This is a genomic window from Veillonella sp. 3627 (genome assembly GCF_003992195.1).
GTDB lineage: Bacteria > Bacillota > Negativicutes > Veillonellales > Veillonellaceae > F0422.
Window position 1 is genome coordinate 23,493 of the sequence record NZ_RQVG01000013.1, and the last position, 20,842, is coordinate 44,334.

Genomic DNA, 20,842 nt, shown 5'->3' on the forward strand with positions numbered 1-20,842 from the left:
GATCCTAGATGGATATTATAATGAATCCTATCGTCTTATCGGTGATTGCTATGTCAATCCTGTGTTTGCTGCGATTCAATGTGTTATTATCGGTTATCGTAGCATCCCTAGTGGCGGGCCTAGCCGGAGGGATGACGGTGACCACCACTATCGAATCCTTAATCGGTGGTATGGGTGGTAACTCGGAAACAGCTTTCAGCTATATTTTATTGGGGGCTTTGGCCATTGTCATAGGTCGCTCAGGACTTGCTACGGTGGTGACGAAGAAGATTACCAACATTGTGGGCACAAAGAAAGTGGCATTTACCTTGCTCATCGCCTTTGTATCTTGTTTTTCGCAGAATTTAATTCCTGTGCACATTGCCTTCATTCCGATCTTGATTCCCCCTTTGTTGGTGGTTATGAATCGCATGAAATTGGATCGTCGGGCCGTGGCTTGTGCCTTAACATTTGGTCTGAAAGCACCCTATGTGTCGTTACCAGTTGGATTTGGCTTGTTGTTTATGACGATTATAAAAGACCAAATGGTAGCTAATGGAGTGAATGTGTCTATCTCGGATATTGCTTCCGTTATGTGGATCGGTGGGGTATCCATGATTGTGGGATTACTCCTTGCCATTGCGTACTATAGTCGAAACCGTGTCTATGAAGATATTGCGGTGGTGCAAGAAGAATCTACAGAGCATACAACTCGTATGACGCGAGATTGTTGGAAAGGATTAGCAGGGGCAGCAGTGGCTTTTGTGGCACAGCTGTATTTTAAATCTTTGCCCATAGGAGCGTTAGCAGGATTGGCAGTATTCTTTGCTACAGGCCTCATCAAATGGTCAAAAATGGATGAAGATGTGGATGGTGGTATTCGCATGATGGGGACCATAGCATTTGTCATGTTAATTGCCGCAGGCTATGCGAATGTACTACGAGAAACGAACTCTGTGGAACAGTTAGTAAATGCTACAGTGTCTATTATTGATTCTAAGTTAATAGGGGCTATCGTGATGCTTATTGTGGGATTGTTAATTACTATGGGAATAGGTACTTCCTTTGGTACCATTCCAGTGATTGCATCCATATATATTCCTATGGGTTTGCATTTAGGCTTTTCAGTACCGGCTATCATCTTATTAATCGGTATTGCAGCAGCCTTAGGAGATGCGGGATCACCTGCATCGGATTCTACATTAGGGCCTACATCAGGACTCAATGCAGATGGACAACACAATCATATATGGGATACTTGTGTGCCCACATTTATATTCTATGACATTACCTTACTTGTGGGTGGTGTCGTAGGGGCATTGCTGTTATAAAGTAAAAAGACTGTCTATATAACAAAAGAACCGCACTGTTGTGCGGTTCTAACTGTGGTGGAACACCAGGGGTTCGAACCCTGGACCCTCTGATTAAGAGTCAGATGCTCTGCCAACTGAGCTAGTGTTCCATGCAAGATGGTAAATTATGGTTTTATTATAGTCCTATCATTAAATTTTGTAAATGAAAAATTTATAAATAACATAGGAAACTACTTGCTATTTAAGATGTTCTATGTAATAATATAGAGGTCAGGAAAAACCTGGCTTTTTTAGATTGCATTTGACATAGGCTTCCACTTGTGGTAGTCTATATTAGTATGTTTATGAAGTAATAGCCGTCTAGGCACTTTAAAGAGAGGTGTAAACTGATGCGTAACGCAGTAACAATGGCTTGTACTGAATGCAAGCAACGTAACTATCAGACAAACAAAAACAAAAAAAATAACCCAGATCGTATTGAAATGAATAAATTCTGTAAATTCTGTGGTAAACACACGTTACACCGTGAAACAAAATAATTGTTAATTATTTGTTGACGTGAGGATGTGATATCATGGCAGGAACTAATTCAAAAGCTCAAGCACAACAAAATGGTAACGGTAAATTCGTTCGTGAAGTGCGATCTGAGCTCAAGAAAGTAGTCTGGCCTACAAAAAAAGAGCTTGTGAACTATACGATTGCCGTATTTATAGCAGTAATTTTAATTTCTGTTATTATTGGTATCGTTGACACAGTATTTGCAGAACTTTTTAAGTTGTTAAAGAGTGCTGTAAAGTAGGAGGCTTTTTTAATGGGAACAGATAAAAAGTGGTATGTCTTACATACTTACTCAGGCTACGAAAATAAAGTTAAAACCACTTTGGAGTTGAAAGTTCAAGCTATGGGAATGGAAGATGTGATTTCACGCATCTTAATTCCAATGGAAGATGAAATCGACGAAAAAGATGGCGTAAAAAAAGTAGTAAAACGCAAAGTCTTTCCAGGCTATGTGCTGGTAGAAATGGAAGTAAATGACGAATCTTGGTATGTGGTGCGTAATACACCAGGTGTTACAGGATTTGTTGGTTCTGTAACAAAACCAGTGCCACTATCTGATTCTGAAGTAGCCTATATCTTGAAGTCTCAAGGTTTGGATCAAGAACCAGTACAAACTCTTGATGTTGAAGTAGGAGAAACTGTCCGAATTACATCCGGTGCCTTTGAAGATAGAACAGGCGTTATTACTGAAATCAATCACGATCATGCAAAACTACGTTTAAATGTAGAGATGTTTAATCGTGAAACCCCAGTAGAGGTAGAATATTCTCAAGTTGAGAAAATTCTTTAATATATTATATAACTCTAACCTTTTTAGGCGGCCGGGAGGTTGCCAGTGGGAGGGGCAATTTCGCTCCGTTACCACCACATTTTGACGCAAGGAGGTGTAATCACCATGGCTAAAAAAGTTAGTAAAGTTGTGAAATTACAGTGCGAGGCTGGTAAAGCGAGTCCAGCGCCACCGATTGGTCCAGCTTTGGGTCAAGCAGGTGTTAACATCATGGGCTTCGTTAAAGAATTTAACGAAAGAACAGCTCAACAAGCTGGTCTTATCATCCCAGTTGTTATTACTGTATACGAAGATAGAAGCTTCACTTTCATCACAAAAACTCCACCAGCTGCAGTTTTATTGAAAAAAGCAGCAGGTATCCCAAAAGGATCTGGAGTACCTAACCGTGATAAAGTAGCTAAAGTTGGTCGCGATAAAGTTCGTGAAATCGCTGAACTTAAAATGCCTGACTTAAATGCTAACACTGTTGAGCAAGCTATGCGTATGGTAGAAGGTACTGCACGCAGCATGGGCATTGAAATCGTTGATTAATTAGCGTACGGTATGTGACTCACATATCGGTGGGAGGGACATCCCGTTACACCACATAAGGAGGAATAAAAATGGCAAAAGTAGGTAAGAAATATGCTGAAGCAGTAAAACTTATCGAAGCAGATAAATTCTACGAACCAGTAGAAGGTATTGAATTAGTTAAGAAAACTGCCACTGCAAAATTCGACGAAACAATCGAAATCGCTTTCAATTTGAACGTCGATCCTAAATACGCTGATCAACAAGTTCGTGGTGCCGTTGTATTACCACATGGTACAGGTAAAACTCAACGCGTACTCGTATTTGCGAAAGGCGACAAAATTAAAGAAGCTGAGGATGCTGGCGCAGATATCGTTGGTTCCGAAGAATTAGTAGCAAAAGTACAAGGTGGTTTCAGCGACTTCGACGTTGTTGTAGCTACTCCTGACATGATGGGCCAAGTTGGTCGTTTAGGTAAAATTTTAGGTCCTAAAGGCTTAATGCCAAACCCTAAAGTTGGTACTGTAACACCTGACGTAGCTCGTGCTGTTAGCGAAATTAAAGCAGGTAAAATCGAATACCGTACAGACAAAGCTGGTATCATTGCTTGTCCTATCGGTAAAGCATCTTTTGATGATGCGAAATTACTTGACAATTTCCGTACAATCGTTGATACTATTGTTAAAGCTAAACCTGCAGCAGCTAAAGGTCAATACATTAAAACTGTGACACTTAGCTCCACTATGGGTCCTGGCGTTCCTATGAACGTGTTTAAATTAACAAGCACTAGCAAGGAACAATAATTATATATGTTCTCTTAGCTGTAGACGGCTGGCATCATTTGATTTAATGAGGAAACTCGCCCGCTGAGGCTGAATCCAATCTATTATGGAATGGTTCTCGACCTCAACGTCTTCGTTGAGGTCGTTTTTACGCTAAGATAGTACATAGAAAATCACCAAAAATCTACAAGGAGGTATTCTAATGGCTGTCACTCAACAAAAACAAGCAGTTGTAGCTCAAATGAAAGAAACTCTTTCTGAAGCGAAAGGTGCTGTATTAGTTGGTTATAGCGGTTTGACTGTTGCTCAAGTAACAGATCTTCGTCGTAAATTCTTGGCTGAAGGTGTAGAATACAAAGTAATCAAAAATACTTTGACTCGCATCGCTGCTAACGAATTAGGTTACGAAGCTTTCTCTGAGCATTTAGAAGGTCCTACTGCATTAGCAACTTCTAGCACAGACGCTGTAGCTCCAGCTCGTATTCTTGAAAACTTCATTAAAGACACAAAAACTGAAGCTTTAACTGTTAAAGCTGGTATTGTGGAAGGTGAAGTTCTTGACGCTGCAAAAGTACAAGAAATTGCAAACTTGCCGAACCGCGAAGGTATGCTTTCCATGCTTCTTTCCGTGCTTCAAGCTCCAGTTCGCAATGTAGCTTACGCAGTAAAAGCTGTTGCGGAAGCAAAAGACGAAACTGTTGCATAATAGCAACACAATTAACTAAGAAAACATATATCAAAAATGGAGGATATCAATCATGGCATTGAACATCGAAAACATCGTTGCTGAATTAGAAACTGCAACTATTTTAGAACTTAATGATCTTGTAAAAGCAATCGAAGACAAATTCGGCGTAACTGCTGCTGCTCCTGTAGCTGTAGCTGCTGCTGGTGCTGCTGCTGGCGGTGCTGACGCTAAATCCGAATTCGACGTAATTCTTAAAGACGCTGGTGCTTCCAAAATCAACGTAATCAAAGTTGTACGTGAAGCTACTGGTTTAGGCTTGAAAGAAGCTAAAGCTATCGTTGACGGCGCTCCTGCTGCTGTTAAAGAAGGCGTAGCTGCTGCTGACGCTGAAGCTTTAAAAGCTAAATTAGAAGAAGCTGGCGCAACAATCGAATTGAAATAATTGGTTCGCTAGTTATAAGCCCCTTGAACATTCGTGTTCGAGGGGTTTTTATGCTATAATACACTTGTTAGATATAATTCCAAGTTGTAGAAAATTATAGGGAGGGAATTAAATGGTAATATTATTAAATATCATTTGGTTTATTGTTGCGTTTATATTTAATGGGGTTTTACTAGATCAATTTTATCAAGGTGTATATCGCGTTACTCACTTTTCTGAATATTTGGCACTAGATATTTTTTCATCTATGATGATGTTAATTCCAGCGAATATTGCTCATAGAAAAGGTAGATCGTTTAGTTTATTTGCTATTTACGGAATATTGTTATGGATAGTTGCTATTATACATTCTATTATGATGTCTTCTGATAAGGTTAAGGCAGATCCAGACAAATATAAGTCCTGCCCATATTGTGGAGAAACAGTACTTAAAGTTGCTACAAAATGTAAACATTGTCATGAACAAATTTAGATTGTAAATAAAAAGCATAGAGAACTAGTAGCAAGTTTAAAGGTAGCTTATATAACAAAAATGATGAATGACGGGCAAATTAGCCCGTCTTTTTATATTAAAACTCTTCGATATATGGTATACTTAATAAAAATGATATAATCACAGAATCTATTGTGAAGACTGTAGGATACAAGCGCTATTGCATGGACGTACTGTACTCTTGATAGGTATTTTATATATAATGCTAATAATGTTAATTAAGTAGAGGTATATTATGAAAATTATTATATCCCCTAGTAAAACAAAAGATATAAAAGGCACTCCTAGTGGACCTATGTTTGCATCACATATGACAGAACAAATTGTGAAACACATGCAAGGTGCATCAAAAGAAGGTCTAGGGAAGGCTTTAAAAATAAAAGATACAGTCTTAGATGAAGTATATGATTTTTATCAAAATTATGACAAAGAAGTAGAAGGGATGGCAGCGCTCAGTTATGATGGGTTGTCATTTAAAAATTTTGACTATGATGGACTTTCAGAGGAAGGAAAAACATTCGCCAATACCCATGTATGGATAGGGTCTGCCTTGTATGGATTAGTGGCGCCTAATAGTGGTATTAAAGGGTATCGGCTGGATTTAATTGATCCTGTATTGAAAGAGGAAAAAACGAACCTTTATATGTGGTGGCAACCCTTGATTGATGCTGCTGTGGCTAAGGAAGATTGGATTCTAAATTTGGCCTCGAAGGAGTATTCTAAATGGATTAACCATTCGAAGATGGTGACCGTAGAGTTTTTGGAACATCGTAATGGTGTGTGGAAGCAGCTAAGTACGTCATCAAAACAGATGCGTGGTTCTTTGGCAAATTATATATGCGAAAACCAAGTTAGAGAACTTTCAGAGTTACCAAAGGAATTAAAAGGATTTGTGCTAGATCCTTTGCCAGAAGATATGGATACATCTTTTACCATTGCTTATCGTAAGCAAGTTTAAATGGGTATGGAGTGTCCTAGGGTTTTAGGGTACATGTTGTACATAAAAAATAGACATTTTTAGGTGAGATGTGACAATAGAGGAATTATGACAGTAGATAGTATTTTACAAAAAGACCTTGTCGGCGACGAGTGGTTAACAGAGGAGGAATTACGATTCCTCATGACCATTACCGATGAGGGAGAATTACAAAAAATATATAAAAAAGCCTACGAGGTGAAAGCTGCTTATGTAGATAAGGTAGCCTATTATCGTGGGCTGATTGAGTTTTCCAATCGTTGTATTAAAAACTGTTTATATTGTGGTATTCGCCATGAAAATAGTAAAACAGAACGCTTCGATATGTCCCGTGATGATGTATTGAAGATGGCACAATGGGCCTATGACCATGAATACGGGTCCTTGACATTGCAGTCTGGCGAGCGCACAGATGATGCCTTTGTAGATTATGTGGTGGATTTAATTCGAGATATTAAAAAGTTAAGCAACAATGAGTTAGGTATCACTATGTGCGTCGGTGAGCAGTCGGAAGAAGCCTATCGCCGAATGCGTGAGGCTGGTGCAGACCGCTACCTTCTTCGTATTGAAACAACGAACAAAGACTTATTTGAGATGATCCATCCAAAGGATGCCTTACACTCCTTTGAGACACGTGTGAATTGCTTACAGTCTTTGCGCAAGGTAGGATTTCAAGTAGGTACAGGGGTTATGATTGGTTTACCAGGACAAACACTAGATGATCTTGTCAACGACATTTTATTCTATCGTGATATGGATATCGATATGATTGGTATGGGACCGTATGTGGTACACCATGATACTCCTTTAGGGCAACGTGCTTTGGAGCTAGGCATAGATTCACAAGAGGGTAAATTAGAACGAGTGCAGTTAGGTTTGAAAATGATTGCTCTTACAAGATTATTTTTGAAAGATGTCAATATTGCGGCTACCACAGCGTTACAAGCTTTAGATAAACTAGGTCGTGAAAAAGGATTGGCGGCTGGAGCGAATATCTTAATGCCTATCATTACAGTACCAGAACATCGTGCGAAGTATTTATTATATGATAATAAGCCATGTGTGGATGATAATGCAGACCAATGTAAAGAGTGTTTAACTCGTCGCGTTATGTCTATTGGTGATCGTGTAGGTTGGAAACAGCAAGGCAATTCACAACATTATAAAAAACGAATTCGATAATTTTATGTGAGGTGACTGATGAATTTATTAAATGAAATATTACGACATAATCGAGAATTTCTAGATAGTACGACCAAAGAACATGGGGATGAGCCACCAACAGTAAGTAAGGTGCCAACTCGTGAAATTGCGATTTTGACGTGTATGGATACGAGATTAGTGAACTTTATGGAGAAAGCTCTCGGCATTGAACGGGGCCATGCAAAGGTGATTAAATCGGCGGGCAACTCCATTTCAGGTATGTTTGATAGCGTGGTACGTAGTTTGTTAGTTTGCATCTATGAGCTAGGAGTATCTGAAATTTTTGTGATCGGTCATTATGAGTGCGGTATGGCGAAAACTACTTCTGAAAGTTTGACTACAGCTATGTTATCGCGTGGTGTAGCACCTGAGGCAATTCAAATGGTGCATCATGAATTAGAGCATTGGGCTGATGGATTTTCTCACCCAGTAGATAATGTACAAGAAACGGTGAGCATGCTTCGGATGAATCCGTTGATTCCCAAAGATGTGGCAGTTCATGGACTAATGATGCATCCAAACTCTGGAGAAGTAGAAGTTGTAGAAGTTGGCTATGAACTTTAAAAAAGAATTGACAAATTGAATCTATCTATGGTATTCTTAGTAGGTATCATGGAGGATTACTCAAGAGGCTGAAGAGGACGGTTTGCTAAATCGTTAGGTCGGGTTACCGGCGCTAGGGTTCGAATCCCTAATCCTCCGCCACAGGACAAGAGCACATATGTTATACATGTGTGCTTTTTGTTTTTTATTTTATCAAAAATCGTCAAATAAACGTCAAAAAGTTATATCTAACATGCTTGTTAGTTATGATTAAATTTGATTTAATAAAAATACTATAAAAAGTGTTATAAAAAATAGTTTATGAGATAATAACTATCTGTCATTTCACAAATGTTCTGGACTCTTGTATACTACAGACATGCAATAAGAGTACACTTAACAGGAAGAGTAGAGTGTTATCACAAGGAAGGAAGTAACTAATATGAGTTTAGTAACAGCATGGATAGAAAACTTAAAAAAACATCGTTTAGAAGCATGTGAAGCAAGTCAATGTAAAGATAATAGCATTAAAGGCTGGCCACATCCTTGGACTTCTGAATTACAAGATGAAGAAGTTGTAGAAGTGTTTGTAGCAGAATGCTGCAGCCATTAATTTAGCGTACTTTCCCTTTATATAGAGGACTCCAACAAGAAGCACAAAAAACCACGGTGAAGGAAGACACCGTGGTTTTTTGTTGCTTATGTTAGAAACTGAGTATCCTTTAGTTAAAAGGTTTAAATCAGAAGTCTTATTTGATGATTACCTGTCGTGTATATGTGAGATGTAACCCTTACTCTTCAGATATATTTGTGGTATAGGGCAATTCTACCATACGAACATCTTGCAATTGCCAAGTTAAGTTACCACCAGTTAGATTCGTCAAATCAGCTTCTAAGGAGGCCACAGCTTCTGGTTCTACATAGATTTCAATAGATACTAGATCTGTAAACGATGCTGTATAGTGAAGCGCTAGAGTTTGTAGTTGGCGCTCTATGGCTCCAAAGTTAGAATAATCTATGGAGATACTCACAATTTGGCGAGGTGCAATAAGTAGTTTAGCCCCTTCTTGGACAGCCTTAGCTGCACTATGAGAGTACGCACGAATGAGTCCTCCTGCACCTAACTTAATACCTCCGAAATAACGAGTAACTACGACAGCTACGTTTGTAATGCCTGTTTTTTTTAATACTTCTAGCATCGGTTTTCCTGCCGTCCCTGAGGGCTCTCCATTGTCAGAGGAACGCTGTTGTTCTTGGCGAGGGCCGATAGCATAGGCGGTGCAGTTGTGAGTAGCATCCCAAAATTCTTTGGATATACGTTGGATAAATATTTGTGCTTCTGCTTCAGTAGTAACAGGAGCGATAGTAGAAATGAAACGTGACTTTTCTATGATATATTCAGTTCTAAATTCATTAGCTATGGTGATATAAGATTGAGGGATGTCTGACATAGGAACTCCTGTATATGAATAATAAATATTAGTTTACAATCCTTATATATCTATAGTATAACATAAGTTAGTGGAACACTGTTGCTATACGAAATATAGAGTGTTAGATCTGTATAATCGGACAGCGTAATATGGACAGGATACAATAGTTTGTGTAAACACGGTGGGTTAGACAATCGATAGCTATTAAATCGGTGTAAGCCATATACTGCAAGATTTGTATAAGGTATATACAGTTAGATTTGTATAGTCCATGTACTATGAAATAGGTTGGATATATGTTAATATATTTATATTGAGAAATTTAAATATCTTTCATATAGAATCATATATCATTAGGAGGAATCATGCGTAAAGAAGAATTTTCTATTATCGGCATGCACTGTGCAGCTTGTGTAGGGCGTGTAGAAAAAGTGGTCAGTAAGTTAGAAGGTGTGGCTGATGTAAAAGTCAACTTGCTCACCAATAAAGGAACGGTAGCGTATACAGATGATAGCACGATTGGTGCTACAGAAGTCATCGCTGCCATTGAAAAAATTGGATTTGAAGCACATATTGCTACTGATGCGGATATGAAGGTAGAAAAACCATCTCATAAAGGGCAATATATCCGCTTAGGCGTGGCAGCTCTCATGGCTATTCCGATGATGGTATCCATGATGGGGCACTATTTATGGCATTGGCCGATGTTATCTCATGAAATCGAATTAGTCTTAGCGACGATTGCTCAGTTTGGAGCGGGCTGGATTTTTTACACTAGCGCATTTGCAGCCATTCGCAGTGGTACACTTACCATGGATGTGCTAGTCGCATTGGGAACTTCCGTAGCCTATGGATTTAGCATTTACCAAATGGCAGTGGGGAATCACGATGTATATTTTGAAACTTCGGCATGGTTAATTACTTTTATATTATTGGGCAAACTATTAGAAGATATTGCTAAGGGTCGTACGTCTGAGGCCATTCAAAAATTAGTGGCATTACAACCTAGCGTGGCCCATGTGGAACGCAATGGGGAGTGGATGGACATTCCTACGAAGGAGATTGTCCTAGGTGACAAGATCCAAGTGCGGGCCGGCGAAAAAGTGCCAGTAGATGGAATTATTTTAGAAGGTCATTCCACAGTGGATGAGGCTATGTTGACAGGTGAAAGCGTACCTGTAGAAAAAGGTCAGTCTAGTCAAGTTATAGGCGCTACAGTTAACATGTCGGGCACATTTATTATGAAAGCCACTGCTATTGGGGAGGAAACTATGTTATCCCAAATCATCAAAGTAGTGGAACAAGCGCAAGCATCTAAAGCGAGCATTCAGCGTATCGCGGATGTGGTAGCATCCTATTTTGTGCCGGTAGTCATCGGTATTGCTATTCTTACCATGATTATTTGGTATTTTGCATTAGGATCTACGGTAGGAGAAGCTTTATTATATGGCACAGCTGTGCTTGTAATTGCCTGCCCGTGCGCCTTGGGCTTGGCGACACCCACATCCATCATGGTAGGTTCAGGCCTTGGGGCAGAACATGGTGTGCTTATTAAAAGCGCAGAATTTTTAGAAAAAGCAGGTCATATCAATGCGATCATTATGGATAAAACTGGGACTTTAACAGAAGGAAAGCTATCTGTTACGAAAGTGATATATACAGCAGGTGATGAAATGTATAACTTAGCTTTCACAGTGAATCTTGAAAAAGGTTCTACTCACCCTATTGCACAAGCCATTGCTAAATACGGTGCTAGCAAAGGCGTGCCACAAATGATCGTGAAAGACTTCCAAGATATTCCAGGAAAAGGATTGGAAGGACGTATAGCGGATAAATTGATTCGGGTTGGTCATACTCGCTGGATGCAAGAACTAGGTATTGATATCACGCCATGGCAAGCGGAGATCCACAGTCTGGAAGAACAAGGCAATTCTGTATCCGTCTTGTTAGTAGACGGCACAGTACACGGTATTTGGGCTGTAGCAGATACATTGCGTCCAGAAACTCCTGAGGTTGTAAAGGCTTTACAAGAGCAAGGCATCGATGTGTGGATGGTCACAGGAGACAATGCGCGTACAGCGAACTATATAGCTGCCCAAGCAGGAATTACTCACGTAGTAGCGGAAGTGCTGCCACAAGATAAAGCAAATACCATCGCCACATTACAAAGTCAAGGAAAATCCGTTGGCATGGTGGGAGATGGTATCAATGATGCGCCAGCTTTAGCGCTAGCAGATATTGGATTTGGTATCGGTCATGGTACGGACGTAGCCATTGAGGCGGCAGATATCGTATTAGTGCGAAATGATTTGCGCACCTTAGTACAAGCCGTGACGATTAGTCGTAAAACGATGACAAATATTAAACAAAATTTATTCTGGGCATTGATCTTTAACTGCATTGGTATTCCATTGGCAGCCATAGGGTATTTGAGCCCTATCATTGCCGGAACCGCCATGGCATTTAGCTCTGTTACTGTGGTAAGTAATGCATTGCGGTTAAAACGTGCAAAAGTGTAATCATCGGCCTATATGATGATCCGGAGAAGTTCATAACTTTATTGTAATATCTATGTAATAGGGCTTACATGAACATTCACCGTATGCCATACAATAGAAAAGGACTATAACAAATACGAACTAGGTACGATTTGCTATAGTCCTTTTTGTGGATGTTATACAAAATGCTGGAATCATGTATATAAGAGTGGTCAGTAATAGTTTTAACACAAAAATAGAACCCCAACTCAAGGGAAGAAGAGTTGGGGTTTTGTTTCGGACATCGTCCTATCTATTTCACTCAAAGGTTGGGGTATATTCTAATAGTATGGGCGTACGTATTTGAATCAACCTTTTTTGTGCTTACATTTACCAGCCGTGTTGCCGCTCATAATGCGGTTGAACATAGCATGGATTTCCTCGGAAGATTGACCTTCTTCACGAGCTGCTTCAATATGACGCATTGCCATATCGTAGCGTGCTAATTTTTCTGGATCGTTCGCGTAAAATTCACGACCTTTGTGTCCACATGCCATAGGGATAGCCTCCTTTTACAATATAGTTTATACTTATTAACTTGCTCATTGAGAACTCCTGTACATCTAGTACCTGTCCTCTGTTATTATAATAAAGTATATGGTTGTGGTAGAGTCAACAAATAAAAAGAATTATTTTTAAAATTTTTCATATCTATCATCAACCATTGATAGCATAAGGTTTATAGAACTTAAAAGGTTCTGGACTAGACTTTTTTATGAGAGTTAATTTAATAATAGATGAAAATATATGAATGAAACTCAATATATTAAAAAGCCCATAGTTATGCTATAGTATAGGTGTAGTTAAAACTATATACCCATAGTTTAGTTTTGGCAAAATACTTATGTATTACAGGAAATGAAATAAAAGAAGTATTATAAAGATTACAGATAATACAGAGATTGCAAATATTGTAAATGTATTATAAGCAATACAAGTATTAAGAGGATTAAAGGCGTTACATGTATTAAATCTGTTAGAAGACCTAAATGCCTCTTGGAAATACAGTAGAAAGGATAGTATCTATGCGAAATATTTATATGACGATTGGAGATGTGTCGAAAATTTATGGCATATCAAAACAAACGATCTTATACTATGAAAAATTAGGACTATTTCTGCCAGCAAAAATTGAAGATAATGGATACCGCTATTACACATTAGAAGAGTGCTATCGATTAGAGATTATTTTGACCCTAAAAAAACTAAATCTATCCTTGAAAGATATTCAAGATTATGTGGAACATCGAGGTTCACATATGTTGAAAACTTTATTAGAAGATGCACGCTATGGCTTTGATCGAGAGATTAATGATTTATATACAAATAAAATGAATTTAGAGAGAACCTTATTTAACTTAGAACGATATTTAAAAATACCTAAAAATCGATTGTTCTTTGGTATGAAAGAAGAATCTTTCTATGCACTAACTCCTTATGATGCAACAGAAAAAGGAAAGAAAAAGTTGTTTACTTTATTAGAACATCAAGCTAGGCTTATAGAGGAAGTGCCTTTTAAAGCTATTCAAATTGGTATGGCTATCGATGGAGAAGACTATGAACAGGGAGATATCATCAAGTACAGCCATTATTGTACAGATGTAGGGTTTGATTATGAAGGAGACATGGAGATTGTTACTCGTCCTAGAGGGATGTATCTAGAAATGTTTTATACGGGTCTTTATGAAGAACAGGCTCAGTGGATGTACGATAAAGTAAGTAATTATTTATCTTATGAGGGATTACAAATTGCAGGTTCTGTATATATAGAACCAGTACGGAATTATTGGACAGAGACAAAACGTGAAGACTATTTATCTAAAATTACAGTACCTGTTGAGGAATAGGTGAAACATGTATGCTGGAAAATTGGAAACAGAATATAAAAAATGAGTTACCATAAGACGCGATGCAATACAAAATATAAGATGTTGTGGTATAGATTATTTTGTGTGTAAAGGCAATTCACTTTACAACTATTGACAAGTTAGGTAAATATTGGTAATATAGGGTGTAAATATTTTTTGCTTGACAGATAATGCTTTCAAAACGCTTAGAAGGAGGAACCATGGAAGAACGAATGACAATTAGTTTGTTGTTAGATTTTTATGGATCCTTGCTGACGGAGCGACAACGAGAGTGTTATGCCTTACATCATGAAGATGATATGTCGCTAGGTGAAATTGCAGAAGAAATGCATATCTCTAGGCAAGCTGTTCATGATAATATTGAACGAGCAAAAGCTAGTATGGAGGGGTATGAACAAAAGTTACACCTCATTGAACAATATTTACTACGGCGAAAGATTGTGAAACAGATTAGAGAAGAGCTGGTATCTGCTGCCATTACATCTGAATCGATTCAATCATTATTAACACAATTGGAGGGCTAGTATGGCTTTTGAAAATTTAACACATAAATTACAAGAAGCCTTTGCATCCTTAAAAGGAAAAGGTAAAATTTCTGAAGAAGATGTTAACCTAGCGTTACGACAAGTTCGGTTTGCTTTGTTAGAAGCTGACGTAAACTTTGGAGTAGCGAAAGATTTCATTGCCCGTATCAAGGATAAAGCCTTGGGTGAGGAAGTGTTTGGTTCCTTGAACCCAGCACAAACGGTCATTAAAATTGTGAATGACGAATTAACCGAGTTATTAGGTGGCACTGAAAGTCGTATTATGATTTCTCCGAAACCTCCCACAATCATTATGTTGGTAGGTTTACAAGGGGCAGGTAAAACGACTACGGCTGGTAAGTTGTCTGTACATCTTCGTAAACAAGGTAAGAATCCAATGCTAGTAGCAGCCGATGTGTATCGTCCAGCAGCGATTAAGCAATTGCAAGTAGTGGGAGCTCAAATCGATGTTCCTGTATTTGCGAATGAAACGCCAGGTGCGAATCCTGTGGAGATTGCTAAAGCGGGTATTGAAGAGGCAAAACGCTTATTCAAAGACATTGTTATCATCGATACAGCAGGTCGCTTAGCCATTGATGAAACCTTGATGGATGAACTAGCTAATATCAAGGGTGAAGTAAAACCGCATGAAATCTTGCTAGTGGTGGATGCCATGATTGGGCAAGATGCAGTAGGCACAGCCGAAGCATTTAATAATTACCTAGGCCTTGATGGTGTCATTCTAACAAAAATGGATGGCGATGCCCGTGGTGGTGCAGCACTTTCTATTAAAGCTGTCACAGGTACGCCAATTAAGTTTACCGGTACTAGCGAAAAAATGGATGGTTTAGAAGTATTCCATCCAGATCGTATGGCATCTCGTATTCTTGATTTAGGCGATTTCAAAACGTTGATTGAAAATGTGCAAAGTTCTATCGATGAAGAAGAAGCGAAAAAAATGGCAGAGAAAATGGCCAAAAATAGCTTTACTTTAGATGATTTCTTAGCGCAAATGAACCAAATACGCAAATTGGGGCCCTTGCAAAATATCTTAGGCATGTTACCAGGTATGGGGAAATTGAAGGACCAATTAGCAGGTTTTGATTTAGATAATAAAGAAGTGCGTCAAATTGAAGCTATCATCAAATCTATGACGATGGCAGAACGTACGAATCCTAATATATTGAATGGATCTCGGCGCAAACGTATTGCGGCAGGATCTGGCACTACAGTGCAGCGAGTAAATCAACTGATTAAACAGTTCGAGGATGCTCGTAAGTTTATGAAGCAGATGCAGTCTATGAGCAAAGGTAAGAAGGGGATGTTCCCTAAATTACCGTTCATGGGATAATATTCTATTTAAGGAGGTGAAAGAAGAATGTTAAAAATCCGTTTAACTCGTTTAGGTGCTAAAAAAGCTCCTTTCTATCGTATCGTTGTTGCTGACTCCCGCGCTCCACGCGAAGGTCGTCCAGTTGATACAGTAGGTCAATACGATGCTACTAAAAACCCAGCAATCGTTAATATTGACGAAGAGAAAGCATTAGAATGGTTGGGTAAAGGTGCACAACCTACTGATACTGTTCGCTCCTTGTTCAAAAAACATGGTGTTATGCAAAAATTTGCTGACGCTAAAAAATAATTAATAGAGAGGCGTACTGTGATGCAAGAATTAATTACATTAATTGTTCAATCATTAGTTAAGCAACCTGAAGCCGTTTCTGTTACTATGGAAGTTCGCGCTCAAGTGGAAGTCTATGAAATCCGTGTCGCTCCTGATGATATGGGTAAAGTAATTGGAAAGCAAGGTAAGATTGCGAAAGCGATTCGCGCTGTGGCTAAAGCAGCGGCTATTAAAGAGAACAAGAAGATATCCGTTGATATTGTCTAAAAGGGTGGTAACATGGAAGAAATGACATTACGCGTACCCGTGGCAATTAAGTCTAAGGTTACGGACACTTTAAAAAACAAAATTATTGCTGATTTACAACAACAAATGGATATGGTAGATCAAGATTTACAACAAATCGAATTCCAAGCTAAACGTTTGTTAAGTGAACAAGCAAAAATTGATGCACAAGGTTTAATCCAATTGCGTCAACAAATCGAGGAAGAAAAGCAACAACGCGTAGCTTTCAAAACTCAAGTAGCAGAGCGTTTGAAAGAAGCAGAAAAGCTTGAAATTGGTTCTGAAATTGCCCAAGGTCAAATGGAGCAAACTATTACTGTGAAAATCGGTGATAATTTAGATGCTCTTATGGGATCTGAAATTTTGCTAGAAGATGGCAAAGTTGTGGCATTCCGTCAATAATGGATACACAAGAACTGATTACCATCGGTGTGATCGTCGCTCCGCACGGTGTGCGGGGCGATGTTCGTATATTACCGAGAACAGATTTTCCTGAGCGGTTTATGAAAATGGATGAATGCTACATCAATGGTCAACTATACCATATTACATCTGCAAAATTTCATAAACAGTTTATCTTGGCTACCTTTAAAGAGTTACCTGATCGCACAGCTGTGGAGCGTTTAGGTAAGCAAGAAATTAAAGTGCCAAGAAAAGATTTGGTGGAATTGCCAGAAGATAGATATTATATCTTTGAAATCGAAGGCCTTGCCGTAGAAGATACAGAAGGTAATGATTTAGGCATTGTAAAAGAAGTACTACAACCTGGTGCAAACGATGTGTACGTAGTCGCTAAAGAGGGGGAGCCAGATTTATTATTACCAGCTTTGAAAACAGTGGTATTAACCATTGATATTGAAGGTGGTAAGATGATCGTAGATCCTCCAGAATGGTTGTAATAGAAAAGTCCCTTGTACTGAGTGCAATGATGCATTCAGTACAGGGGACTTTTTGTGGTTTTATACATATATGGGACTGGTGGTGAAATCATAATGACTACCTCGATAATTAGGATTATCTACAGTCATTCGCCATAGTTTACTAGCTAGTTGATCTTGCTCACACAGTACTTTAGTAGTACCTGTTGCACTTTGGCAAAAAGGAGCCCATTTTTGGACGACTGGAATGGAGGAACGTTTTTCTTTTAAGTATTGACGGCCTCTGTCGTTGAAAGCGAGCAGCCGTCCATAGGTAGGTCCTTGTTGATGGCACTCTTGGAACATCTTTTTGGTGCGGCGGAAGAGGCTGTAGGTAGCGATGCGATCGAGACGAGCATAGGTGTAGCGTTTTGATTTTAAACTTTCACGGGCTTGCTCCCAAGAGGCGAGGGCACTCGCAGTGAGCCATGCCTCCTCTAAACCGTCGCTCATATCCTGTAGAGTTTGCAAATCTTCTTTGCTTGATACACGGCTAGCGAAATGAATCATGTCATAATAGCGCTCTAAGTTAGTGTAATAGTTGGATTCTACAATGTCCATAGCGAGAGGTGCTACCATAGGGGGCAAGTAGTGATGCCACTTGAAAGTGTCTTCTTCTAAAGAAGAGGTATCGATACCTAATTCATCTAATGAGATAGATGAATCAATTCCTAATGAGGCATAAGGTGGGTAGGCAGTATCCAATACTTGCTGCTTGTCCTGAGAACGGAATAGACTAGAAGAGGTTTGCTTAGAGGAATAAATAGCGTTTCGTAAGGCTGTGCCAGATGGAAACGAATCATCTAAGGTTGGATTGTGATGGGAACTAGTCCGTTTCACGGGAATGATGTCTAACTCGATGTGATAGCGATGTAAGGCGCGTATGTATTCAATACCTAGGATAGTATTAGGGTCAGAGTCTAATATAGACATATCGTTTGAGGTTTCTAATCCATTGATTTCTAAGTGAAGTCCTTGCACTGCTTTACGAAGAGCTGTGCCATAAGAGTACCCTTGCCCTAAAAGAGTACCCAACGATTTTTGCGTGCTAGGATGATCGAGAGCTTTGGCGATGGATACAAGTTCCTCTACTTGTGTATGGTTGGCACCAAATGAGATAGCGTCACACCCTAGGGCATGTAATAATCTGACACCACTGGATGCAAAATATTCTGCAGAACTAACGGCGAACATAGAAGGTAGTTCAAAGACGATATCAGCACCGCCCATAACAGCCCATTGGGCGCGGTGAAATTTAGAAAATATGGCAGGTGTCCCCCGTTGCACAAAGTCGCCACTCATCACAACGAGTAAAGTTGCTTCTGGATACTTTTGTCGTAAACCTTCTAGTTGGTGTGCATGTCCTTTATGAAAGGGATTATATTCTGCAATAATTCCGATGGTATTCATGGTTTAGTACCTCCTCTTATGTATAGTATAACAGACTATCTATTTGATTGATATGCGCAATAGTTATATGCGATAGAAGTGCTATGCATGGAAGAAGTCGTAAAAAAGGGTAGAAAAAAACGTGAATTTAATGTTATAATTGGGTGTAGAAAATGTGTCTATTAGAGGTAATTATATGAAACAATATATCATAGCCCTTGGTTTAGGGATGGTGTTGTTCTTGGGTGGCTGTGGTAGTCAACAAGCCATCGATACCTATAGTTTTGGTCAGAAAGTTATCAATGTAGGTCAATCTGAAGTGATTGTGGATTCTCCTTTTGACTTCGGTCAGTTGGATAGAATTACAGCTAATGAAAAGGGACAACCTTTGACCATCTATGCAGGACTAGATAAAAATTATGGTGTCTATGTAAGTGCTACACAGGCTTCTACAGGAGCACCATTGCCAACGCTAGAAGAGGGCGCAAAATTAGGACAACAAGCTTTGGTGAAAGAATTAGGCCAAACGGGTGCTAATATACCATGGGACCAAGAGCAAGTGCAGGTGGACGGCGTACAGGCTGTGAAATCTACGATGCTAGCAGGTGCTAATGGACAAAAAATTAGGTTTACTCAGTATACTTTCATTAATAAAGGTGTACTGTGGAATATACGCTATTCATACAGTGATAGTTCCCCACAAGGAGAAGAAATCAATCAACGTGTGAATGGGCACATTCAAGTTACTAAGAAAGAGGGATAAGACATGAACGTTTTAGTTGTAAACTGCGGTAGCTCCTCCTTGAAGTATCAATTAATTGATATGGAGCATGAAGTTGTATTGGCGAAAGGTCAATTTGAAAAAATCGGTTCCGATGATGCTATTTTCACTCATCGCCGTCCAGATGCTGACAAATTAGAACGCATCGAACCAGTAGCTGACCACAAAGTGGCGTTACAAGTCTTATTGGATATTTTAGTTGATCCAGAACATGGCGTGATTGGTTCCATGGATGAAATCGACGCTGTAGGTCATCGTGTAGTACATGGTGCTGAAAAATTTGCTGATTCCGTATTAATTACACCAGCAGTGATGGAAGCTTTGGAAGAATGCGCAAAAATCGCTCCACTTCACAATCCTCCAAATATCCAAGGTATCGAAGCATGCCAAAAAATTATGCCAAATGTACCACAAGTTGGTGTATTTGATACAGCATTCCATCAAACAATGCCAGCTGAGGCATTCTTATATGGTCTTCCATACGAAGCATACACTGATTTAGGTGTTCGCCGTTATGGTTTCCATGGTACTTCCCACAAATATGTGGCACAACGTGTAGCTGAATTGATGGGTAAACACATGTCCGATCTTCGTATCGTATCCTGTCACTTAGGTAATGGTTCTTCTGTTACTGCAATCAAAGGTGGTCGTTCCATCGATACTTCCATGGGTTTCACTCCATTGTCCGGTTTAATCATGGGTACTCGTTGTGGTGATATTGACCCAGCTATCGTACCTTACTTGATGGAAAAATGGGATATGACATACCATGAAATCGATGCTATCATGAATAAAAAATCTGGTGTATTTGGTATTTCTGGCGTTTCCAATGACTTCCGCGTTATCGAAGAAGCTGCTGAAGAAGGCAATAAACGTGCGCAATTAGCATTGGATATGTTCCATTACAAAGTACGTGCTACAATCGGTGCTTACGTGGCTGTTATGGGTGGCGTTGATGCTATCGTATTCACAGCTGGTATCGGTGAAAATGGTATTGGCAACCGTGACGCAATCTGCAATGGTTTAGAATACTTAGGTACTCGTATTGACCCTGAACGCAACAATGTTCGTGGTAAAGAAGCGGAAATCAGTGCAGAAGGTTCCAAAGTTAAAATCTTTGCAATCCCTACAAATGAAGAAATCATGATCGCTCGTGATACAAAACGTATTACAGCTCCATTAGTGATGAAAAACTGGTAATCTTTGA

General features: G+C 39.3%; 26 protein-coding genes and 2 tRNA genes. 24 read left to right on the plus strand and 4 right to left on the minus strand.

What is annotated here, in order from left to right; genetic code table 11:
* Nucleotides 1–8 precede the first annotated feature (8 nt).
* Nucleotides 9–1,310 carry a Na+/H+ antiporter family protein gene (locus EO114_RS07200; protein WP_127062389.1) on the plus strand — a complete coding sequence of 434 codons (1,302 nt, stop codon included), beginning with the start codon at nt 9–11 and terminating at the stop codon, nt 1,308–1,310.
* A 55-nt stretch (nt 1,311–1,365) separates the two neighbouring features.
* On the opposite strand, the gene EO114_RS07205 is transcribed toward EO114_RS07200, so the two are convergent.
* Nucleotides 1,366–1,441: transfer RNA gene (locus EO114_RS07205), tRNA-Lys, on the minus strand.
* Nucleotides 1,442–1,681: 240 nt separating this feature from the next.
* On the opposite strand from EO114_RS07205, the gene rpmG reads away from it, so the two are divergent.
* The 13 genes from rpmG to EO114_RS07885 all read left to right on the plus strand — a co-directional run bounded on the left by rpmG (nt 1,682) and on the right by EO114_RS07885 (nt 8,890).
* On the plus strand, nt 1,682–1,831 hold the full coding sequence (gene rpmG, locus EO114_RS07210; protein ID WP_062401675.1) for a 50S ribosomal protein L33: 150 nt from the start codon (nt 1,682–1,684) through the stop codon (nt 1,829–1,831).
* 35 nt (nt 1,832–1,866) lie between these two features.
* Complete coding sequence (gene secE / locus EO114_RS07215) at nt 1,867–2,091, plus strand: preprotein translocase subunit SecE (protein WP_009353261.1); 225 nt, start codon at nt 1,867–1,869, stop codon at nt 2,089–2,091.
* A gap of 12 nt (nt 2,092–2,103) precedes the next feature.
* On the plus strand, nt 2,104–2,640 hold the full coding sequence (gene nusG / locus EO114_RS07220; RefSeq protein WP_009353394.1) for a transcription termination/antitermination protein NusG: 537 nt from the start codon (nt 2,104–2,106) through the stop codon (nt 2,638–2,640).
* A gap of 105 nt (nt 2,641–2,745) precedes the next feature.
* Nucleotides 2,746–3,171 (plus strand): 50S ribosomal protein L11, encoded by a 426-nt coding sequence (gene rplK / locus EO114_RS07225; RefSeq protein ID WP_062401677.1) that lies wholly within the window; start codon nt 2,746–2,748, stop codon nt 3,169–3,171.
* A gap of 71 nt (nt 3,172–3,242) precedes the next feature.
* The gene (gene rplA / locus EO114_RS07230; RefSeq protein ID WP_009353433.1) at nt 3,243–3,953 is read left to right on the plus strand and encodes a 50S ribosomal protein L1; all 711 of its coding nucleotides are present in this window, start codon (nt 3,243–3,245) and stop codon (nt 3,951–3,953) included.
* 181 nt (nt 3,954–4,134) lie between these two features.
* Nucleotides 4,135–4,638, plus strand: a complete 504-nt coding sequence (gene rplJ / locus EO114_RS07235) for a 50S ribosomal protein L10 (protein WP_009353339.1) — start codon at nt 4,135–4,137, stop codon at nt 4,636–4,638.
* A 52-nt stretch (nt 4,639–4,690) separates the two neighbouring features.
* The gene (gene rplL / locus EO114_RS07240) at nt 4,691–5,062 is read left to right on the plus strand and encodes a 50S ribosomal protein L7/L12 (protein ID WP_009353354.1); all 372 of its coding nucleotides are present in this window, start codon (nt 4,691–4,693) and stop codon (nt 5,060–5,062) included.
* Between the two features lie 112 nt (nt 5,063–5,174).
* Nucleotides 5,175–5,534, plus strand: a complete 360-nt coding sequence (locus EO114_RS07245; protein ID WP_127062392.1) for a hypothetical protein — start codon at nt 5,175–5,177, stop codon at nt 5,532–5,534.
* A gap of 256 nt (nt 5,535–5,790) precedes the next feature.
* Nucleotides 5,791–6,513 carry a YaaA family protein gene (locus EO114_RS07250; protein ID WP_127062394.1) on the plus strand — a complete coding sequence of 241 codons (723 nt, stop codon included), beginning with the start codon at nt 5,791–5,793 and terminating at the stop codon, nt 6,511–6,513.
* Nucleotides 6,514–6,600: 87 nt separating this feature from the next.
* Complete coding sequence (gene hydE / locus EO114_RS07255) at nt 6,601–7,713, plus strand: [FeFe] hydrogenase H-cluster radical SAM maturase HydE (protein ID WP_127062396.1); 1,113 nt, start codon at nt 6,601–6,603, stop codon at nt 7,711–7,713.
* 18 nt (nt 7,714–7,731) lie between these two features.
* Nucleotides 7,732–8,298 carry a carbonic anhydrase gene (locus tag EO114_RS07260; RefSeq protein ID WP_127062398.1) on the plus strand — a complete coding sequence of 189 codons (567 nt, stop codon included), beginning with the start codon at nt 7,732–7,734 and terminating at the stop codon, nt 8,296–8,298.
* A 50-nt stretch (nt 8,299–8,348) separates the two neighbouring features.
* Nucleotides 8,349–8,439, plus strand: a tRNA-Ser gene (locus tag EO114_RS07265).
* Nucleotides 8,440–8,719: 280 nt separating this feature from the next.
* A complete protein-coding gene (locus EO114_RS07885; RefSeq protein ID WP_156439335.1) occupies nt 8,720–8,890 on the plus strand; it encodes a hypothetical protein in 171 nt (56 codons plus the stop codon).
* Between the two features lie 178 nt (nt 8,891–9,068).
* Here EO114_RS07885 and EO114_RS07270 read toward each other — a convergent pair whose 3' ends face one another.
* Nucleotides 9,069–9,728 carry a YigZ family protein gene (locus EO114_RS07270; protein WP_127062400.1) on the minus strand — a complete coding sequence of 220 codons (660 nt, stop codon included), beginning with the start codon at nt 9,726–9,728 and terminating at the stop codon, nt 9,069–9,071.
* 347 nt (nt 9,729–10,075) lie between these two features.
* Here EO114_RS07270 and EO114_RS07275 point away from each other — a divergent pair, with 347 nt between their 5' ends.
* Nucleotides 10,076–12,229: a cation-translocating P-type ATPase gene (locus EO114_RS07275; RefSeq protein WP_127062403.1), complete on the plus strand. Its 2,154-nt coding sequence runs from the start codon at nt 10,076–10,078 to the stop codon at nt 12,227–12,229.
* A gap of 326 nt (nt 12,230–12,555) precedes the next feature.
* On the opposite strand, the gene EO114_RS07280 is transcribed toward EO114_RS07275, so the two are convergent.
* Nucleotides 12,556–12,744 (minus strand): hypothetical protein, encoded by a 189-nt coding sequence (locus EO114_RS07280; protein ID WP_009353434.1) that lies wholly within the window; start codon nt 12,742–12,744, stop codon nt 12,556–12,558.
* Between the two features lie 528 nt (nt 12,745–13,272).
* Between EO114_RS07280 and EO114_RS07285 the strand changes: the two genes are divergently transcribed.
* The 7 genes from EO114_RS07285 to rimM all read left to right on the plus strand — a co-directional run bounded on the left by EO114_RS07285 (nt 13,273) and on the right by rimM (nt 17,447).
* Entirely contained in the window at nt 13,273–14,094 is an 822-nt protein-coding gene (locus tag EO114_RS07285) for a MerR family transcriptional regulator (protein ID WP_164723800.1), read from the plus strand.
* A gap of 221 nt (nt 14,095–14,315) precedes the next feature.
* Nucleotides 14,316–14,639, plus strand: a complete 324-nt coding sequence (ylxM, locus tag EO114_RS07290) for a YlxM family DNA-binding protein (RefSeq protein WP_062401698.1) — start codon at nt 14,316–14,318, stop codon at nt 14,637–14,639.
* Nucleotide 14,640: 1 nt separating this feature from the next.
* A complete protein-coding gene (gene ffh / locus EO114_RS07295; protein ID WP_009353265.1) occupies nt 14,641–15,990 on the plus strand; it encodes a signal recognition particle protein in 1,350 nt (449 codons plus the stop codon).
* A gap of 27 nt (nt 15,991–16,017) precedes the next feature.
* On the plus strand, nt 16,018–16,281 hold the full coding sequence (gene rpsP, locus EO114_RS07300) for a 30S ribosomal protein S16 (RefSeq protein ID WP_009353289.1): 264 nt from the start codon (nt 16,018–16,020) through the stop codon (nt 16,279–16,281).
* A gap of 21 nt (nt 16,282–16,302) precedes the next feature.
* Complete coding sequence (locus EO114_RS07305) at nt 16,303–16,530, plus strand: KH domain-containing protein (protein WP_127062408.1); 228 nt, start codon at nt 16,303–16,305, stop codon at nt 16,528–16,530.
* Nucleotides 16,531–16,542: 12 nt separating this feature from the next.
* The gene (locus EO114_RS07310) at nt 16,543–16,950 is read left to right on the plus strand and encodes a YlqD family protein (RefSeq protein WP_127062411.1); all 408 of its coding nucleotides are present in this window, start codon (nt 16,543–16,545) and stop codon (nt 16,948–16,950) included.
* Entirely contained in the window at nt 16,950–17,447 is a 498-nt protein-coding gene (rimM, locus tag EO114_RS07315) for a ribosome maturation factor RimM (RefSeq protein ID WP_062401703.1), read from the plus strand. Before EO114_RS07310 ends, rimM begins: the two co-directional genes overlap by 1 nt.
* A gap of 60 nt (nt 17,448–17,507) precedes the next feature.
* Here rimM and EO114_RS07320 read toward each other — a convergent pair whose 3' ends face one another.
* The gene (locus EO114_RS07320) at nt 17,508–18,875 is read right to left on the minus strand and encodes a nucleotidyltransferase family protein (RefSeq protein ID WP_127062413.1); all 1,368 of its coding nucleotides are present in this window, start codon (nt 18,873–18,875) and stop codon (nt 17,508–17,510) included.
* Nucleotides 18,876–19,050: 175 nt separating this feature from the next.
* Here EO114_RS07320 and EO114_RS07325 point away from each other — a divergent pair, with 175 nt between their 5' ends.
* Together EO114_RS07325 and EO114_RS07330 are read left to right on the plus strand one after the other, a co-directional pair.
* Nucleotides 19,051–19,617 carry a hypothetical protein gene (locus EO114_RS07325; RefSeq protein WP_009353283.1) on the plus strand — a complete coding sequence of 189 codons (567 nt, stop codon included), beginning with the start codon at nt 19,051–19,053 and terminating at the stop codon, nt 19,615–19,617.
* A 3-nt stretch (nt 19,618–19,620) separates the two neighbouring features.
* Nucleotides 19,621–20,835, plus strand: a complete 1,215-nt coding sequence (locus tag EO114_RS07330) for an acetate/propionate family kinase (RefSeq protein ID WP_062401717.1) — start codon at nt 19,621–19,623, stop codon at nt 20,833–20,835.
* Nucleotides 20,836–20,842 lie beyond the last annotated feature (7 nt).

Bases quoted from the DNA above. Each gene is read 5' to 3' on its own strand.
- nusG (WP_009353394.1), top strand. From the start codon at position 2,104: ATGGGAACAGATAAAAAGTGGTATGTCTTACATACTTACTCAGGCTAC.
- hydE (WP_127062396.1), top strand. From the start codon at position 6,601: ATGACAGTAGATAGTATTTTACAAAAAGACCTTGTCGGCGACGAGTGG.
- EO114_RS07250 (WP_127062394.1), top strand. From the start codon at position 5,791: ATGAAAATTATTATATCCCCTAGTAAAACAAAAGATATAAAAGGCACT.
- EO114_RS07275 (WP_127062403.1), top strand. From the start codon at position 10,076: ATGCGTAAAGAAGAATTTTCTATTATCGGCATGCACTGTGCAGCTTGT.
- rpsP (WP_009353289.1), top strand. From the start codon at position 16,018: ATGTTAAAAATCCGTTTAACTCGTTTAGGTGCTAAAAAAGCTCCTTTC.
- EO114_RS07330 (WP_062401717.1), top strand. From the start codon at position 19,621: ATGAACGTTTTAGTTGTAAACTGCGGTAGCTCCTCCTTGAAGTATCAA.
- ylxM (WP_062401698.1), top strand. From the start codon at position 14,316: ATGGAAGAACGAATGACAATTAGTTTGTTGTTAGATTTTTATGGATCC.
- rpmG (WP_062401675.1), top strand. From the start codon at position 1,682: ATGCGTAACGCAGTAACAATGGCTTGTACTGAATGCAAGCAACGTAAC.
- EO114_RS07305 (WP_127062408.1), top strand. From the start codon at position 16,303: ATGCAAGAATTAATTACATTAATTGTTCAATCATTAGTTAAGCAACCT.
- secE (WP_009353261.1), top strand. From the start codon at position 1,867: ATGGCAGGAACTAATTCAAAAGCTCAAGCACAACAAAATGGTAACGGT.
- rplL (WP_009353354.1), top strand. From the start codon at position 4,691: ATGGCATTGAACATCGAAAACATCGTTGCTGAATTAGAAACTGCAACT.
- EO114_RS07885 (WP_156439335.1), top strand. From the start codon at position 8,720: ATGAGTTTAGTAACAGCATGGATAGAAAACTTAAAAAAACATCGTTTA.
- EO114_RS07285 (WP_164723800.1), top strand. From the start codon at position 13,273: ATGCGAAATATTTATATGACGATTGGAGATGTGTCGAAAATTTATGGC.
- EO114_RS07260 (WP_127062398.1), top strand. From the start codon at position 7,732: ATGAATTTATTAAATGAAATATTACGACATAATCGAGAATTTCTAGAT.
- EO114_RS07280 (WP_009353434.1), bottom strand. From the start codon at position 12,744: ATGGCATGTGGACACAAAGGTCGTGAATTTTACGCGAACGATCCAGAA.
- rplA (WP_009353433.1), top strand. From the start codon at position 3,243: ATGGCAAAAGTAGGTAAGAAATATGCTGAAGCAGTAAAACTTATCGAA.
- EO114_RS07325 (WP_009353283.1), top strand. From the start codon at position 19,051: ATGAAACAATATATCATAGCCCTTGGTTTAGGGATGGTGTTGTTCTTG.
- rimM (WP_062401703.1), top strand. From the start codon at position 16,950: ATGGATACACAAGAACTGATTACCATCGGTGTGATCGTCGCTCCGCAC.
- EO114_RS07310 (WP_127062411.1), top strand. From the start codon at position 16,543: ATGGAAGAAATGACATTACGCGTACCCGTGGCAATTAAGTCTAAGGTT.
- ffh (WP_009353265.1), top strand. From the start codon at position 14,641: ATGGCTTTTGAAAATTTAACACATAAATTACAAGAAGCCTTTGCATCC.
- EO114_RS07320 (WP_127062413.1), bottom strand. From the start codon at position 18,875: ATGAATACCATCGGAATTATTGCAGAATATAATCCCTTTCATAAAGGA.
- rplJ (WP_009353339.1), top strand. From the start codon at position 4,135: ATGGCTGTCACTCAACAAAAACAAGCAGTTGTAGCTCAAATGAAAGAA.
- EO114_RS07245 (WP_127062392.1), top strand. From the start codon at position 5,175: ATGGTAATATTATTAAATATCATTTGGTTTATTGTTGCGTTTATATTT.
- rplK (WP_062401677.1), top strand. From the start codon at position 2,746: ATGGCTAAAAAAGTTAGTAAAGTTGTGAAATTACAGTGCGAGGCTGGT.
- EO114_RS07270 (WP_127062400.1), bottom strand. From the start codon at position 9,728: ATGTCAGACATCCCTCAATCTTATATCACCATAGCTAATGAATTTAGA.
- EO114_RS07200 (WP_127062389.1), top strand. From the start codon at position 9: ATGGATATTATAATGAATCCTATCGTCTTATCGGTGATTGCTATGTCA.